This is a genomic window from Flavobacterium sp. MAHUQ-57, assembly GCF_051908335.1.
Taxonomy (GTDB): Bacteria; Bacteroidota; Bacteroidia; order Flavobacteriales; family Flavobacteriaceae; genus Flavobacterium.
In genome coordinates this window covers 1,565,290-1,582,116 of sequence record NZ_JBPZTE010000006.1, presented here as the reverse complement: position 1 = coordinate 1,582,116, position 16,827 = coordinate 1,565,290, and the positions used below count along the sequence as shown (strand labels likewise).

Below are 16,827 nucleotides of genomic sequence, written 5' to 3'. Positions count from 1 at the left end.
CAAAATGAGCGTAGTAGCAAGGCAAAGTTTAAAATACAGTATCGTTGGGTACTTCAGTACGTTGATAGGGATTCTGTCAACGGTATTCTTGTATCCTAACGATTTGGAATTTGCAGGTAAAATACAATACATTCTGCCTACAGCCTTATTGGCACTACCTTTGGTAACTTTTGGGATTATGCATGCCAACGTTCGGTTTTATCCCAAAATGGAAGAAACCAATAACCAACACAATCTATTAAAGTATTCCATTTGGTTTATCCTTAGGAATTTTGTTATTGTCACGGTATTGTTTTGGACTTTGTCTTATTTTAGTGAACAAATCAGAGAATCGCAGTTTTATGCCTTTGGAGCATACATTTTTCCGGTTATGCTGTGTTTGGCGCTTATCCAATTGTTTTCACGATTTATTTCGATTAAAAAAAGAATCGTGGTTCCTAATATTTTCGAAAATGTTTTTCCTAAACTCGGATTGATTTTAGCCTTTAGTGCCTTTTTCTTTTTCAAAATAGCAGCTACGACAGCAATTTGGATTGTAGTGTTGTTTTTTGCATTGGCATTGATAGGGATGTTTTTTTATGTACAACGTTTGGATCGATTTACCGGAAAAACTTCGTTCGCTTTCTTAAAGGAAAACAATTTCCAGAAGGAGCTCATGCAATATTCGTTCTATACTTTCTTTGGTAGTTTGGGTTCTATCGTTGCTCTCAATATCGATGCTTTTATGATTGGTGAGTTCATTGGGAATAAACCTTTGGCGATTTACAATACTTCGGCTAATTTAGTACGTATGATTACCGTTCCGGCTTTGGGCGTGTATACCATTTCGGCACCTATTATCGCAAAGTATATTGAAGAAAACAATATGTCCGATTTAAAATCGCTGCATCATAAAACTTCTTTGTATTTGTTTACCATGGGAGCTGTTTTATTCGGGTTGGTCGCCTCAGGTATCGAAGATTTATTTTTCCTGATGAAAAACGGTGATGAACTGGCGCAAGGTCTTCCGGTGGTTTATATTTTAGGTTTAGCATTATTGTTTGATCTGGCGACCGGTTTTAACGGTTACATCATTACGAATTCCAAATATTACAAGTTCAATAATACCACTACCATTGCTTTGGCGGTATTAACGATAGTAAACAATCTTATTTTCCTGTTGATTTTTAAAATGGGAATTACGGGTGTTGCCATAGCGACCTCTATTTCATTAACGGTTTACAATTTGATTAAAATTGGTTTTAATTACCGCAAGTTTGGGGTGCATCCGTTTAGCAGTAAGTATTTGTATGTATTCGGGCTTTTGATTGTTGTGCTTGTGGTTGGTAAATTCCTGCCCGATGCACCTAATAAGTTTCTAACTCTGTGTTACAAACCTGCCATCGCTTTTGTAATTTTTGCATTGGGTAACCGGATTTTTAATATTATCCCGATTAAAGAGGTACTACCGAAATCGTTATTTAAATAATGATGAAGAAGTACTAGAATGGTTTAGTAAAGAGTCATGTTGGGACTTTTCTCGTTGTCTTTCTGTTTATTCTTTTGAAATTTTTTATATCGATCAATTTATTTACGACTATTCATTTTTCTCTTTATGAGTAAATACAGACTCATTCGGGTTAAGAAGTAAATCAGAAGGGAACAACAATTTAAAAGAAGGGCAAATCCAATGGCATATCCTGATGCTCCAATTGCTTTCGCTTCTAATTTGTAGATACATTTATCAAAAAGAATTCGAAAGGCATAAACAAAGGAAGAGGCGAGAAGTAATGTAATAAGTAAAAGAAGGATTCCGAATGTTTTTTGTATAAATTTCATTTGTTTACTGTAAGGTGGCTTGGTCAAAAGGTTGGTCGAAATCTCGAATTTTTGTTGGATGTTTATCGTTATGGTTTAGGTATTCGGCCCAAAAAAGTACATCTCTTGGATCATCGGTGGCCGCTTTGATGTATTTTTTTAGCTTTTCGATGTTTTGTTCGGCCAAAAACACTATGCATCGAACAATTCTTTCCTCCTTCAAATAAGCAGCACTTTCAAAGGCTTGATCGAAAAGGCCATACACTTCAGTCGCTTTGTGCCCGAAGTCCATTTCAATTTTTTTACTAATATCAAGAGTAATATACATAACTTTACTTTTCTTTATAATACAGTTGTTTCGCTTCTTCTACACTTTTGTTGTACTTTTCGAAGATAAGTGTCAAATTAGTTTCGAAGGCAGGAAAAGCAATTTCAATTGCCCAGTTTGGTTTACTTTGGGGTAAGTTTTCGACGATTTTGTCCAAAAACACATACCATCCGGGTGTTTCTTCAGAAAGTGTAAATGCAATATTATTTTCGCAAAAAACGTCCAAACGAATTTCGTCAACAGCAAATAGATCGACTTTATAGCCAAAAAGGCAAAGTACTTCAGTCCAGTTTATTGTGTGAAATTTATTTTGCAATGCTATTGTGAATCCTTTGTCTGTGTAAGCAAAAAGCCCAAAATCTGTTTTTCTTTTCGCTAATTCCTTTTTGATCTGTTCTTTGTATGCTTTGGTTCCTGTGAATATGATTTTTTTTTGTTTTGGATCGAGTAGCGGATAGCTAACTACGACTGCGCCTAGCCCAAAGAAACACATACCAAATAGATATAGTGTTGTCACGCTCATCAAAAACATACCCCAACAGATTATAAGTAAAGCAATATAGGAGTAGGGATTCTTGTAAACAATTTTTGTAGTAGTAGACTGGCTCATTTTTATGGTAACAAAGTAACTCTTAGAGAGCGTTTTTTTCGAATAGACAAAGATAATTTATTTTCTAAAGTGTAGCTTTTATTCCAGTAAATAGGATTCGTACTGTACAAAGCATGACTAGATACTATTTTGTTGTCTTAGTTTAGTTAGGTAAGATGAATAGTGTATGGTAAAAAGAAAACCGACATTATTATAATGAATCTTTGTGCCAGGTGTTTTCTCCTATAAAGCCATATTTTTTTGTTGCTATTTTCCAGTTTTCTATTTCTTTTTTCAAAACAAACTGTTCTTTTTTTCCAATACTTTGATAGAATTCAATTTCAACAACCGCTCGATTTTCGGATTTCATTATGAAAATTAACTTTGTATCTGGATAGAGCAGGTAATCATATTTTGCAGGGTTGCCAAAAGAATCAGGATTTCCCTGAGTAGTATCCAAGAAGATGGGGCTGACAATTTTTCGATATCGGGAAGTGTATTCCTCCCATAATTCATCTTCTCCAGGTTGAACTTGATTTGGTTCTTTTGGATTTTTTAACTTTTCACTGCGGTTAAAAATTTCTTGTTCAAGTCTATTGATTTCTTGTAAAATTGTGATAAGAAATTCTACCAACTCATTTTTCATAGGTAAGAATTTTTCAGAAGTCAGACTGTCGTCAATCGTTAAATTGTTTATGGTGACACTGAAATTTTCTTCTTTCAAATGTGGTGTTTTTCTGCCTAATAATTTTCGGAATAGTTGCATAGTTGATTGGTAAACTAAAAGGATTAAACTTTATTCTGTTCCAGCGAATGTATGCCTACATTTTGCTTATTTGTGATACATTTCAAAAGTAAATAAAATAGCCATAACAATTCGAATAGCCTTTAGAGGAATCCACTTTGTCGAGTAGTGTCGTTATGAAAGAAGACTTTGCGCAGCGGACTATTTATCGAATTGTATTGAAGAAAGTAATTGATCAAAATCTTTTTGATAATCGCGATTTTTTTCATCATTCATATATATTTCATAAGAAAAATTATTATTTGGAATGATATAAGCTTTGCTTCTATGCTGTTTTATTTTATTGTTTCTTGATTCTTGAAATTCAAAAGAGTAATATAATGCGTCCATTTTGTCAATTTTGATGATTTTTGGTTCGTCAGTAAATTGAATAGGATGATAAAATTCTTTATACAAGTCAACCTGTTTTTGAACAGAATCAAAAAAAGCGTCATCACTTACATGTTTATTTTCTCTTTTAACAATTGTAAAGAATGGATTGTCAAGGCTACTGTTAGACTGATGTCTGATATTTATATAGGTTTCTCTACTCACTATAGGTTGGTGTTTTGATTTCATATGTTCGAATATAGAATCTGATGTAATTTTTTTCCAACCTGTAGGTTTTTCAAATGAAAAAATTCCTTCTTGTTTTTTTAACGTACAAGAAGTACTACTCAATAGTATAAAAAGAAATAAAATTTTTTTCATTAGGTGCTGTTTTTTAGTTGAATACAATTTTTCGCGGCTTCTCTTTTGTAGCGAAGTGTAGAACTTTACATTTTCGAATAGAGATAAAATGTCTAGTAAAATAGAAATATGAGTTTACCACAAAATTCATAACCTTCTCGAAAATTTATGAGCAGTAACTCATTATGCTTGTTACCGTTTTTGTCTCCAAACTATTTCTTGGTCGATATAGGCTTGCATGTTCTCTCCAATTATTTGTTTTAAAAGTTTTGAGACATGTTTAAATTGTGAATCGTTAAGTGACTTTCTTTTTAAGATGTCAAGTGCCATGGAGGTTGCCATTGCAATATCTGTTTCAATTGTAATGAGTTCAAATAGGTTGACAATTTGCTCATCAGATAATTGGGATTGGGTTTCTAAATAGTTTTTGAACGCACGATAACGATAGTGTTCCGTATTTTCGTCCAAACCACTTTCAAAGTCTTTCACTTGTGTCAGTAGAATATCAGTTGTCAGTACGCCAAATTCCAGCCACAGTTGATTGTATTTTAATAATTTTAAATTGTTGTCGGTCATTTTTTAATTGCTACTATTGTTTTGCGGCTTCCCGATGGCAAAGCTTTCGAAGTGCCAGCAAGTCAAACTGCTAATAATTTATTCAATGCCTAAAAGTTTTTTTAACCACATCCGGCCCGTTTTTTGGGAGGTGCTGTTAGGAAGCGTTTTTCTTTCAGTTAAATTGTCCAATGGAACTATCGGGAGTTTTTTCAATTGTCGTGTTTTGTTGATTATGCTTTTTATCTTGTCCAAATTTGTAGGTTCTTTTTGTAGCCAATCCAATAATTCGTCTGCCGCTTTCTTTCTTTCCATTTCCCAGTCATATTTGCATTTCGTTTTGCTCAATTGAAAGAGATGTTTTCTTGCCTGGTCAAAGTTTAAAGTCAAAATATGTAAAACCGCCACCTCATAAATTCTCCAACTATCGTGCGCTTTTTCCTTTTCCACTGTTTTTAGTGCAGTCCAGACGTCTATACATTTTTGTTCAAGCTCCTGAACTCGTTGTATTGAAAGTTCACAAAGGTTGATTACTAATTTATGGAATTGCTCTTCGTCTTTGAACTCTTCAAATCCTTTTTCTCTGTAGCCGTATCCAAAAGCAAAATAGTCTCTTGGATAAAAGTTAAAGTCAATTCCTATATTCAAATAGGTTCCTTTTGTCCGAGATGAAGGTTGGAATTCAATTACAATAGTATACCAGTCTTTATCGTAAAGAAAAGTGCGTGATTGTCCTTTTTGAACTATTCCATAAGGTTTCAGTCGCTCTTTTGCGATTTTTTGGAGAAGTTTATTGTGGTCTATTGGTGTCGACATACAATTTACGTGTAACGTTTTACTACTTGTTGAGGTTGCGAACTTCGGAACTGACTGCTTTACTTTAATGATGCACTTTTAGCTTTGGTGTTATTAAAGTTAGAATTTCTAGCGAAAATAAACCTTTATTAACCTCAAATTCGCAATTGTGTAACACTTTTATTAGCAGCCGCTTTAAAGCGCTTCACGGCCATAACTACGTGAGGTAAAAATATAACCTGCAGAAACCAAGTAGAAGTTTGAAATTTTTGATATCGAATAGGACTTAAAAACGTCATCGTTTAATTCATTTAATTCTTCAATAACTATAGGTTTAAAAATAAATCCTGGGATGTTATAAACACTATCATTTTTAAATTTCGCATTTTGCTGATTAATTAATTCAATTGCTTTTTTGCGATCGCTTTTTTGAATTTTTAATTCAAAATTTTCAAATTCTGTATACAGATTTTCAATTTTTTGAGTTTCGATAGAAGTTTGTTTTTTTTCTCTTACATTTATTGACCAAATGGATGAAAGTAAGTGGTGCAATTCTCTCTTATTAGCATTTGTCAATTCTTTTGATTGATCTAAAAGCAAGGTGTTGGAAAGATGGTTTTCTTGTTTCTGACAAGCAAAATTCACTAACACGATAAGTAGCATCAATGAAATGAACGTAATGCCAAAAAGATTTTTCATAAGGAGTTTGTAAAGAAGGATTGCAATTCGGTTAAACCCACTGTTATATAGTGCTTTTCAAAAATAGGGAAATAGTTGGAACGTACAAGTTATATCTACAACTTTAGCCGAACGTAGTATCTGTTGTTATTTTGCTTTTTTTGCCACGAGTAGTATGCTGTGCCACGAATGGGGTTATTATTGATCGCCTCGGCGTCTGGAAATAGAAGATTCGACAAAATCAGACTTCGCGGAGCAGAAACAGGAAAATGCAAAGAGGTAAAAGAATGTTGATCGTGCATTTTTGATTTTTAATAATGATATCGCTTGATGTAATGGACCATTTCCAAATACTTGTCAAAATAATCTTGACCCCATCCATCAAAGTATCGTGCAAGATATGAACTGCCTTCAATCATTTGTTTTTCCTCTGCTGAAACTTTTCTGTTTGTGTTTATAAGTTGTAGTGATAATTCTATAGTGGAAATAATTTTTTCCATTACTTCCGGGGGTGCGGAAACAGTTGGTTTTTCTAACCATTGTGTTAATTCGTTTTTATATTCATTCAGGAAATTTAGTATTTCTGTCATACTTTCAAAGGGGATGATTTTTCGTTTTGGTGCTTGCTACAAACAACTGTTCTGTTTGACCTGCTGCGCAAAGTTACCTCACTTTGAGCCATTAATTATGTAAATTAAAGAAGATATATTGTTAATTATTGCCTCAAAGTCGGTTAATCGAAGATTCGACGTTGTCAGACTATGCGGAGCAGTGGGAGGTAGTTGAGTTTATTATATTTCACCTACTTTTTTGTCAAACCATACGTCTTCATAATTGTCTTTTCCGATTAAAAATCTGAATCCAACATCCAAACCTAAATATTTAATTACTTGTGGTTTTCTTTCCAGTAAATGTGCTGCACAAATTGGCTCAAAGAAATCTTCTCTTTCTTCATATTCGCCAGACCAAATAAACCAACCTGTTGTTCCGTCTTCTGAGTTATGTCGTAAACCATTCAACGGATCAGAATTCAAATCTGTTGAGATCCCAACTTTCAAATTTTCATTAATAGGCTTCCATAAAGATTTATATTCATTACAAATTTTCTTTTGTTCTTCAATGTAAGAATTCCAGTCGTTCATTTCTGTTGAGTTTTCGTTACAATTACTTGTAGTTATTATATGCCCGCTTTTAGTTAACGCTTTTTCAAATACCAGACAGCACCGATTCGCACACGAGGTTAGCGACTACCGAAGGAATCCAGCCAAGCGACTGTTGTATACTGTTATTTTTTTCGTTTCACTCTTTTTTCAGCTCTTTTAGTTTCTCTTCTTTTTCGTTGCCATTCCCAAATTTTTTGCTGAACAATTCCAAGACTAATTATTGGAAAGCCTTTTGTTGGTTTTTTGAGTTCTTCAGGAATATTCCATTCTAGATTTTGTTTACTCCAATCGATTCTTTTTTCCCTGTCAGCTGGATTGTATTTTAAGTTTGACTTTTTAAATTCTTTGTGATTAAACTTTTCGACTATTCTTTTAAGCAACAAAAAAATGTCTTTTTCGTAATCTGAAATTTCAGCTTCCGATTTCTCAAAATAGTAATCAGGTTCAGACGTCCAAAAAATAAGAGAGGCAGTGCCTTTATCACATTTTTTACTTTCAATTATCCATTTTAGTATTGCAATGCCATTATCCCAATTGTAATTTTCTGCAAGATAATATTGGTCAGTCGAATTTAATTTTTCAAAAAGTTTGAAATTAGTTAAGTTGTCATCGCCTTCGTTATTGAATGAAATATCCAAGAAATTTTCTCTAATCAATCTCTCTTTGTAAGGCAATAGTATCATTTCGTTAGTTTATTATGTGTTTTTGTTATATGATAATATTCAACTTGTCTAAACCAGCAATCGTATAGTGCTTTTCAAAAATAAGGAAATAGTTGGAATGCACAGGTTATATCTACAACTTTAGCCTGCTGCTCAAAGTCTCCTGATTTTGAGCCATTAATTATGTAAATTAAAGTAGATGTTTTGTTAATTATAGTCGCACAGTCGGGTAATCGAAGATTCTACGTAGTCAGACTATGCGGAGCGGGAGTAGTATTGGTTTTAACTCTTACCCCTTTTTGCTACAAATGTTGCCATTGTTGAATGAATACTTCCGAAAGTCATGCACACGAACATGTACACTAAGCCTCTCAGGGCTTCATTCATTTCCATGATTTTGTTTGAGTTGGAGACATCCTCAGCGGATAAGCCTGCTTGGTTGGCCGTTTTGTATTCTATTATTTTGGAAGCCAGTTCAGGGTCAATGTACGTATTGAGCACCACAATGTAAACGGTGTACAAGGCCGCACTTATGAGTCCGCTCAATAGCCCTATTTTTATGGTTTGCCTATAGGAAAAGGAGGCAGCATCCTGTTTTTTGAATTGGAACACAGCGTACCAAATGGTCAATGTGAAGATGCACCAATATACATAACTCAGTGTTTGGTCGTCGTGGAGTATCATTCCGGTTTTGTAACGTATAATCCCGATACTGACTACCACAATTCCCAACATTACACCGTAAAGTAAGCCTTTTTTTACCGGAAGGTTTTTAGTTTGATTCATAGTTGATTAGTTTTTTCAGAATTAGTCGGGGTTTGAATAAGTTTGTTACGGTAGGATGAATTGAGGGTTGGATCGGAAGTTATAAGTAGTAACAAATTAAGTAAACCTGCTTTATTGGGATCAAAAGCTGGCGAGCGTTCGGCTCGTGTCCAAAATTGATTAAAACATGAAAAGACTACAACATTTTTAAGTTATAGTCTTTTCATGTTTTATAAAGCACGGAATGCACCCTAGTCTTTAGCCGAACAGACGAAGTCAATCCGCGCTATCGGGGTTATTTTCTTTCATCAGTCGACAAAATTGCATATCCATAATTATCTGACCAGCCAGACTTTAAAGGCAATAATTTTCGTGTATGTGCTTCTCTAAGCATACCAACTTTTTCTAAAACACTGATTGAACCAATATTTTCAATTGCACAACCAGCTTCAATTCTATGTAGTTTCAAGTTTTTAAATCCGAAATCAATTATTTTTCTTAAACTTTCTGTTGCATAACCTTTATTCCAAAATTTATAATCATATTGAAACCAAACTTCCGCATTTTTATAATGATCTTTCCCTAAATTAATTCCAATCAAACCGATAAATTCATTTCCATCAATTAATTCAACTGAAAAAGTAAATCGTTTGGTGTCTTCTTTTGCATTTTCGACAATCCAATTTTCAACAGTAATTTTTGTTTCGTTTATATTTTTGGGAATTCCCGATGTATTAAACTTTGCCGTTTCTTCTAATGATTGCAACTTATAAATGTCTTCAATATTTAGTACAGAAATTGGTTTTATATTTAATCTTTCAGTATTTAAATTTATGTTCATCTTTTGTAATTATTTCTATCACACGATTTTTGGGTAAAATGCCGCATAACGGTTTGCAGCTTTGCGAAGTGTCGAAGTTCGGGACTTTATATTTTTCACTAAGATAAAATTAATAGCGAAATACAAATATGAATTTACCAATATTCTCGCCAATTCGTGAAACCGTTGTTATATGGCTTTTTTCTTGTTATTCAATTTTTATAAGTTTATTATTCTCAATTTCAAATACAGATGTCATTCTCCAATGGTCACAACGTTTATAGCCTGATTCATATCCCCACCATTCACTTAATGCTTCTGTGTTTATGATTAACAATCTACTATCAATTTTATATTCAGCACCACAATGCCCATCATTTTTGTCGAAAGGGATTTTGGAGTAAATTATTTCACCACTAATCCTGTCCACAATTGCCATTTGTGCACAAGCAGCTCCGCAACCCCATTCAATAATTGTGTAATGTCCTGCGAAATTTACACCAGTTTTTTTACAACCATCTTTTATTCGAGTAATAAAGCGTTTTGCGGATTTGTCTGTTGAAAAAATTGGATCTGCAAGTTTTCCTTTATAAATTTTATTTGTCTTAAAATTTTCAAATTGTGAGTTAAATTTAAACTTTTTAAAAATGCCAGGACTAGTTATTTCGTCAATATCTCCAAGAAGCACAATGTAATTATCAAAATACAATGTATCTCCTTTTGTTTTGATTTTTGACTTTTCACCCTTTTTTATAAATTCAAATTTTGCATTCCTTTTAGCTTCAAAAAGGAATTCCCCAATTTTATAAATACTGTCTTTAACTTCAAATTGTTTTTTAGTAATTGTGTCTGAAGAAATAACTTTTGATTTACTATCATTTGATTCTTGCGCTCTGCTGTTATAGAAAGCTAGCCCGAATGTAATTGTCAATATGTAAACTGTCTTTTTCACCGATGTTTTTCAAAATGCCATATAACTCGTAAATATACGCAGCTTTATTACATTTTTTAATGAATTGAATGAGTGTAGTATTTTAAATAGTATGCAAAAAAAATAAAACAAAACCTCTTCTCCCAACCTACTCATTTCTCCTTACTCCTTAAAAACACCAAATTCTCACTCCATTGATTCCTGTGTTTAGGATTTATTTTTTTACAATTAAACACTTTTTTTGTGTTTAATTTTTAATTTTTTCAAAAAAAGGCACAAGAGTTGTGTTTGATTTAAAAAAATAAAAAATGAAAAACACATGTAAAGAGAAGGACGTAATGAAACCGGTGCTGGGATTAACTCAGAGTGAAATTGCAAGGCTATTGGGGATTTCTGTGAGTCATTGGTCAATGTATAAATCCTCCAAGCGAGAGATTTCTTTTGCAGCAAAGATAAGATTGTTTTCTCTTATGGGGGAGGTAAAGAATGTCAAGGAGGTGCCTGATGCAACTAAATCGTTTTTAAAGACGGAAGAGATGAAAATACAGAAGCAACTAAAAAGCGAACTTCAAACGATAAAATTAAAACGGTATCGTATCCAAAAGGCAATTGAAACTCTTGAAAATCAACGTAAAGAATGTTTAGCGGCGTTAGTTGTTGCGACTGTGATTGAGAATGGATTTGATGGGGTGGATAAGGCTTTGGCATCCTCAATTCAATCTAGGGCCAAAAAAATGCTGGATAAGCGGAGTATGCATAAACTGGAAATGACTAAATTAAAATTGGAAAATCTTAACCTGTTGGAACATCAAATTATCAAAAGATTGAAGTTGGGTGAATCGGATAATTGGATGTAAAAAAAAACCTCCCGATAACCGGTAGGGTTTTTAGTATGTTAAGTCATGACTATAACCAAATTACTGGTAGGTGAGTTAAAAAAAATGCTGTGACTAGAACTAGAAGAAATGACAATGTTATTAGGTGTTCCCAGAAGTCAATGGTCGATGTTTAAATCAGGGAAACTAGCGCTGCCATTGAAGCCCATGCAACAATTGACTGCCTTATTGCTAAGCGTGCAACAGGAAAAAGGAATGTCTACAGCAGTGACACAATTGTTGGAAGAGGAGGAACAACGCACCAACACGCAATGTAAAAAAGAGGAGATCAAGACGGAGGTCAAGCTCCGTCGCATTCAAAAAGAAATCGCCATTGCGGAGTGCAACCGCATCGAAGCTTTAGCTGCATTCCAAACCATGGCGCACTTAAGCAAACAGGAAGTGCCCGATGATGGATTGATTTTGATTATCCGGGATCACGCACTGAAAACATTCAACAAATACAATCAATACAGTCTAGAGCAGTTGCATCTCAACCAGGAAAGTCTTCTTCTTATGAAAACCGCAATTCAGCAAAAGATTCAAAAAGTCGGAGGCGAAGTACAATTTACTGATGAGCCTGCATAAAAAAACCTTCCGTTTCCGAAAGGTTTTTGATGGTTGATTTATTGTTTAATGACTTTGAATATTTTTGTTTTTTGTTCGCCTTCCAGACGAACAAAATAAATGCCGCTGGCTGTGTCTTCAAGCGATATATTGATTTGTTGTTGTTGCTTGTAGTTCGTTTTTTTAATGATTTTACCCAGTAAATTCGTAACCGTCACTTCTGAAGATTCAAAAATGTGGGGTAGGGAGATGAAAAAATGATTGGTAACAGGATTAGGGTACAATACGACCGTCTCTAATTGATTTTCTTCAGTGCCCAATACAGCTTGGCATTCAGAAACGCTGTCGCAACTCCCAACCGTTAAAATAACTGCGTAATTTCCATCTACAGTTGGGGTATACGATTGGTTGTTAGCGCCTGGAATAAAAGCATTGTTGTTAGAGCAGTCTATCCATTGGTACGAATCGGCAGTCGAATCGGCAGTTAAAGTCATACCGTTACGGGTAATACTTGTATTGGCAGTCGTACAGGAAGTGTATTGCGCTAAATAAACATCCATATTATTCAAAGCAGTAGAGTAGCTGGTAGCTCCCGAAGTATCAAAATCAACGGTATTGTTAAAATATCCGGTTATGTGGACTTTGTTATTACGATCTAATGCAATGGCATTCGCTGAATCAACATTTAGACTTCCGATGGCTTTTGCCCAGATATAATTACCGTTGACATCGTATTTGGCAATAAAGATATCGATGCTTCCTGATGCCGAAGTTAAGTTGGCTACAGCTACTGGAGATGGGTCAAAATCAGCCGTGCCTTGAAAATAACCTGTAATATGAGGTCTGCCACTGGTATCCAAGCTTAAAGACATTGCTTCATCGGTACTAGTTCCACCCATCCCTTTTGCCCATAGGTAGTTTCCGTTAATGTCGTATTTGGCAATATAAATATCTCTCGCTCCAACAGCCGAAAGGTTGGCATTGCCTCCAGATGGATCAAAGTCTGCCGTGTTTTGAAATGTACCTGTGATATGAATTTGTCCTGTGCTGTTTAATGCTATGGAACGAACTACTTCAGGTCCAGAACCTCCTATGTTTTTTGCCCAGATATAATTTCCGTTGGAATCGTACTTTGCAATGAAAACATCTGAATTACCGGATACCGATGTAAGATTGGCAACCGCACCTGAGGGATCAAAGTCGGTAGTTCCTATAAATGTTCCGGTGATATGTATTTGGTTGTTATTGTCCAAAGCCATAGAAATCGAATATTCATCGCTGGTTCCGCTGATGTTTTTTGCCCACAGATAATTCCCGTTAGCATCGTATTTGGCAATGAAGCTATCGTAACCTCCAGCACTTGTCAGATTAGCAGTTGCAGGTGAAGGGTCAAAATCAGCCGAATTAAAGAAAAATCCGGAAAGGTAAATCTGTCCGTTATTGTCCAATGCAATGGAAGTTGCTTCGTCATTACTAACTCCACCCATGTTTTTTGCCCAAAGGTAATTCCCGTTGGTGTCGTATTTGGCTAGGTAAATATCCGAACTTCCCACAGGAGTTAAGGTTGCTGTTGCAGCGGAAGGATCAAAGTCTGCGGCCCCAACAAAGGTGCCTGTAATAAGTACTTGTCCATTGTTGTCTAACTTGATGGAATTGACATATTTTGCATTATTTCCTCCAATGGATTTAGCCCATAGGTAATTTCCGTTGGAATTGTATTTGGCTATAAAAATATCCTGATTGCTTGATATGGGCGTAAGTAAAGCGGTTGCTGCTGAAGGATCAAAGTCGGTAGCTCCGTTAAAAGTACCTGTTACATACACATTGCCTTGATTGTCGGTAGTTATTGATTTTCCGATCTCTGCAAAGATTTGGTTGGAATACCCTCCAATAACTTGTGCATTGTTAAAAGTCCCTGTTGCACTGTAACAAGCCATAAAGCAATTCGCATTTCCGAAACCGGCTGTCAGGTTGGAAACAGATACCGAAGCATCAAAATCTACGGTGTCTCTGAAAAAACCGGTAAAGAATATTTTGTCGTTGGTGTCTACAACAATGGCATTGGCAACGTCATCGTTAGCTCCTCCGCAATTTTTTGCCCAAAGGTAATTTCCGTTACTGTCGTATTTGGCGATAAAAATATCATTGTTTCCTGTGGAAGTAAGATTGGCGGTGGCAACTGAAGGATCAAAATCTACGGTAGCATAAAATGATCCGGAAATATGTACCTGTCCACTGCTGTTTATGGCAATTGAATTTGATTTTTCTATACTGTTTCCGCTAATGGTTTTTGCCCACAAGTAATTTCCGTTGGTGTCATATTTAGCAATAAAAATATCCTGAACACCTGCCACAGCTGAGGTAAGATTATTGACTGCGGCTGCAGGATTGAAATCGGCAGTATCATTAAAATAGCCGGTGATGTGTATTTGACCACTGCTGTCTAATGCAATTGCATTTGAACTGTCGGTGTTGTTTCCACCAATTGCTTTTGCCCAAATATAATTCCCGTTGGTGTCATATTTGGCGATGAAAATATCTGAATTTGTAGAAAGAGCCGTGAGGTTGGCGGCAGCTCCCGAAGGATCAAAATCGGCGGTGCCTGAAAATACTCCGGTGATGTGTACTTGCCCGCTGCTGTTTACCGCAATGGAGTAAGCGTAGTCAAAGTTGTTGCCACCTATATTTTTTGCCCAAAGGTAATTTCCGTTAGTGTCGTATTTGGCTATAAAACTATCGGTACCTCCTGCTACTGCTGTGAGGTTTGCTGTAGCACCCGAAGGATCAAAATCAACGGTGTTGTTGTGGTGACCTGTAATGTGAATTTGGTTGCTGCTGTCTAGAGCGATGGAACTTAAAGATATGCTGGCATTTCCAGAAATACTTTTGGCCCAGATATAATTTCCGTTGGTATCATATTTAGCAATGAAGCCATCTAATGCTCCTACGGATGTTAAATTATCGGCACCAGCGGAAGGATTAAAGTCCACTGTACTTTTGAAATTTCCGATAATATAGAACTGACCGGCATTATCCAAAGCAATAGCATTAGCTCTGTCGTCACCGGTGTTGCCTATGTTTTTCGCCCAAAGATAATTACCGTTGGGGTCGTATTTGGCTATATAAATGTCAAAACTGCCTAGGGACGTTAGGTTGGCTGTTGCTGCTGACGGGTCAAAATCCGCTGTTTTGTCAAAGTATCCTGTGATGTAACGGTTTCCGGATGCATCCACTGCGATGCCATTTCCAGTGGTGAAACCACCTTCGATGGAGGTGTTTTCGGTGTTTAATACCCACTGTAATTGTGGGTCAATTTGTGCATTTACAGTTGTGGAAACTGTTACACTTATAAATAAGAATAAGGTGTAAAGTTGTTTCATAGAAATGGGATTAATAGAGCGTACGAAGATAATTGAAAAAAAAATAGGAATCAATGTCGGAATGGATTGACTTTTAGAATGTTGAAAAGAATTTAGGTTATAAGATTTTACTTTCAATAGTGCTGGAGTAAGTAAAAGAATTGTATTGTTTAGTGTAAAGGAGTGTTTCCAAAATTTCACTCGGTTAAAAAAAAACAATAAAGAGTTGAAAAACAAAAGGCTACTCGAAAGAGTAGCCTTTTTATAGTGAACAGAGTTTATAATTCATAATTAATATCGATACACCACCGCATTGATGTTCATACCGGCACCTACCGAAGCAAAAATCACTACGTCACCTTTATTCAGTTGTTGGTTTTCGATTTCGCCTTTTACGATCAAATCGTATAAAGTAGGAACGGTGGCTACGCTACTGTTTCCTAATTTGTGGATACTCATGGGCATCACACCTTCGGGAGGTGTTTGTTTGTAGATGCGGTAAAAGCGTTGAATAATCGCTTCGTCCATTTTTTCATTCGCCTGATGAATCAGTACTTTTTTTACTTCCGAAATGTCAATACCACTTTTGTCCAAACAAGAAGCCATTGCTTTGGGTACTTGACTCAAGGCAAACTCATAAATTTTACGACCGTGCATTTTGATGTAACGCACATCCGGGTCGTGGTCTTTGTTGAACGAATTGCCAAAGAACAAATAGTAGGCTTCGTCATACGTAAAGGTTGCGGTTTCGTGGGCTAAAATTCCACCGTCAGCATCTGTTGCTTCTACAATGGTGGCTCCCGCACCGTCCGAATAAATCATCGAATCCCTATCGTGCAAGTCAACGACACGCGATAAGGTTTCGGCACCAATGACCAAACATTTTTTGGCCATTCCGGCTTTGATGAAGGCTTGGGCTTGGATAACACCTTCAATCCATCCCGGACAACCGAAAAGCATATCGTAAGCAACGCATCGTGGGTTTTTGATGCGCAGGTCAAACTTCACGCGAGTGGCTAAACTGGGTAAAATATCAGTTTGTATTGCGCCGACTTTCACGTTACCAAAGTTGTGCGCAAAAATAATGTAATCCAATTCTTCGGGATCGATGCCGGCATCCTGAATTGCTTTTTTGGCTGCAATACTGGCAATGTCCGAAGTTAGTAAATCATTTGTCACATACCTTCTTTCTTCAATTCCGGTAATGTCGTGAAATTTTTCGGTGATGGTTTCATTGGGTAATGGAAATGGGGTGCCATCATCATTTAAAAAAACGTGCTTGGCGAAATCTTTATTCGTCACAATTTCGGTCGGGATATAGCTTCCCGAACCAGTAATTCGGATATTCATAAGTTGAGATAAAGTTTACACTAAATTAACCATAATATTAATCTATTGATAGTAATTGGGTGTGTTTTCTTCATTTTTGCCAATAATCGAAAGAAAAAGTTATAAAATTATAGATGCTG

General features: G+C 35.7%; 19 protein-coding genes. 3 read left to right on the top strand and 16 right to left on the bottom strand.

Annotated elements, in window-relative coordinates:
- Positions 1-4 precede the first annotated feature (4 nt).
- Positions 5-1,468, top strand: a complete 1,464-nt coding sequence (locus tag ACS8MM_RS07805) for a lipopolysaccharide biosynthesis protein (RefSeq protein WP_379714934.1) — start codon at positions 5-7, stop codon at positions 1,466-1,468.
- A gap of 98 nt (positions 1,469-1,566) precedes the next feature.
- Here ACS8MM_RS07805 and ACS8MM_RS07800 read toward each other — a convergent pair whose 3' ends face one another.
- The 14 genes from ACS8MM_RS07800 to ACS8MM_RS07735 form a co-directional block, all read right to left on the bottom strand.
- Positions 1,567-1,818, bottom strand: coding sequence for a hypothetical protein (locus tag ACS8MM_RS07800; RefSeq protein ID WP_379714932.1), 252 nt, complete (start codon positions 1,816-1,818; stop codon positions 1,567-1,569).
- A 4-nt stretch (positions 1,819-1,822) separates the two neighbouring features.
- Positions 1,823-2,125: a hypothetical protein gene (locus ACS8MM_RS07795; RefSeq protein ID WP_379714930.1), complete on the bottom strand. Its 303-nt coding sequence runs from the start codon at positions 2,123-2,125 to the stop codon at positions 1,823-1,825.
- Between the two features lie 4 nt (positions 2,126-2,129).
- Positions 2,130-2,735 carry a hypothetical protein gene (locus tag ACS8MM_RS07790; RefSeq protein WP_379714928.1) on the bottom strand — a complete coding sequence of 202 codons (606 nt, stop codon included), beginning with the start codon at positions 2,733-2,735 and terminating at the stop codon, positions 2,130-2,132.
- Between the two features lie 190 nt (positions 2,736-2,925).
- Positions 2,926-3,438 (bottom strand): hypothetical protein, encoded by a 513-nt coding sequence (locus tag ACS8MM_RS07785; protein WP_379714926.1) that lies wholly within the window; start codon positions 3,436-3,438, stop codon positions 2,926-2,928.
- 222 nt (positions 3,439-3,660) lie between these two features.
- Complete coding sequence (locus ACS8MM_RS07780; protein WP_379714924.1) at positions 3,661-4,209, bottom strand: hypothetical protein; 549 nt, start codon at positions 4,207-4,209, stop codon at positions 3,661-3,663.
- 171 nt (positions 4,210-4,380) lie between these two features.
- Positions 4,381-4,764: a hypothetical protein gene (locus ACS8MM_RS07775; protein ID WP_379714922.1), complete on the bottom strand. Its 384-nt coding sequence runs from the start codon at positions 4,762-4,764 to the stop codon at positions 4,381-4,383.
- A gap of 78 nt (positions 4,765-4,842) precedes the next feature.
- Positions 4,843-5,559 carry a hypothetical protein gene (locus ACS8MM_RS07770; RefSeq protein ID WP_379714920.1) on the bottom strand — a complete coding sequence of 239 codons (717 nt, stop codon included), beginning with the start codon at positions 5,557-5,559 and terminating at the stop codon, positions 4,843-4,845.
- Between the two features lie 174 nt (positions 5,560-5,733).
- A complete protein-coding gene (locus tag ACS8MM_RS07765; RefSeq protein ID WP_379714918.1) occupies positions 5,734-6,237 on the bottom strand; it encodes a hypothetical protein in 504 nt (167 codons plus the stop codon).
- 290 nt (positions 6,238-6,527) lie between these two features.
- Positions 6,528-6,806, bottom strand: coding sequence for a hypothetical protein (locus ACS8MM_RS07760; RefSeq protein ID WP_379714916.1), 279 nt, complete (start codon positions 6,804-6,806; stop codon positions 6,528-6,530).
- Positions 6,807-7,007: 201 nt separating this feature from the next.
- Positions 7,008-7,358 carry an immunity protein Imm33 domain-containing protein gene (locus tag ACS8MM_RS07755; protein WP_379714914.1) on the bottom strand — a complete coding sequence of 117 codons (351 nt, stop codon included), beginning with the start codon at positions 7,356-7,358 and terminating at the stop codon, positions 7,008-7,010.
- A 143-nt stretch (positions 7,359-7,501) separates the two neighbouring features.
- Entirely contained in the window at positions 7,502-8,062 is a 561-nt protein-coding gene (locus ACS8MM_RS07750; protein ID WP_379714912.1) for a DUF4274 domain-containing protein, read from the bottom strand.
- Positions 8,063-8,323: 261 nt separating this feature from the next.
- A complete protein-coding gene (locus tag ACS8MM_RS07745) occupies positions 8,324-8,827 on the bottom strand; it encodes a DUF4199 domain-containing protein (protein ID WP_379714910.1) in 504 nt (167 codons plus the stop codon).
- A gap of 274 nt (positions 8,828-9,101) precedes the next feature.
- Entirely contained in the window at positions 9,102-9,647 is a 546-nt protein-coding gene (locus ACS8MM_RS07740; RefSeq protein WP_379714908.1) for a GNAT family N-acetyltransferase, read from the bottom strand.
- A gap of 187 nt (positions 9,648-9,834) precedes the next feature.
- On the bottom strand, positions 9,835-10,578 hold the full coding sequence (locus tag ACS8MM_RS07735; protein ID WP_379714906.1) for a hypothetical protein: 744 nt from the start codon (positions 10,576-10,578) through the stop codon (positions 9,835-9,837).
- 287 nt (positions 10,579-10,865) lie between these two features.
- Between ACS8MM_RS07735 and ACS8MM_RS07730 the strand changes: the two genes are divergently transcribed.
- Both ACS8MM_RS07730 and ACS8MM_RS07725 read left to right on the top strand, forming a co-directional pair.
- Entirely contained in the window at positions 10,866-11,414 is a 549-nt protein-coding gene (locus ACS8MM_RS07730) for a helix-turn-helix domain-containing protein (RefSeq protein ID WP_379714904.1), read from the top strand.
- Between the two features lie 108 nt (positions 11,415-11,522).
- On the top strand, positions 11,523-12,020 hold the full coding sequence (locus ACS8MM_RS07725; RefSeq protein ID WP_379714902.1) for a hypothetical protein: 498 nt from the start codon (positions 11,523-11,525) through the stop codon (positions 12,018-12,020).
- A gap of 38 nt (positions 12,021-12,058) precedes the next feature.
- Here ACS8MM_RS07725 and ACS8MM_RS07720 read toward each other — a convergent pair whose 3' ends face one another.
- Positions 12,059-15,379, bottom strand: coding sequence for a T9SS type A sorting domain-containing protein (locus ACS8MM_RS07720; RefSeq protein ID WP_379714900.1), 3,321 nt, complete (start codon positions 15,377-15,379; stop codon positions 12,059-12,061).
- A gap of 270 nt (positions 15,380-15,649) precedes the next feature.
- Positions 15,650-16,708: a 3-oxoacyl-ACP synthase III family protein gene (locus ACS8MM_RS07715; protein WP_379714898.1), complete on the bottom strand. Its 1,059-nt coding sequence runs from the start codon at positions 16,706-16,708 to the stop codon at positions 15,650-15,652.
- Positions 16,709-16,827: the final 119 nt, after the last annotated feature.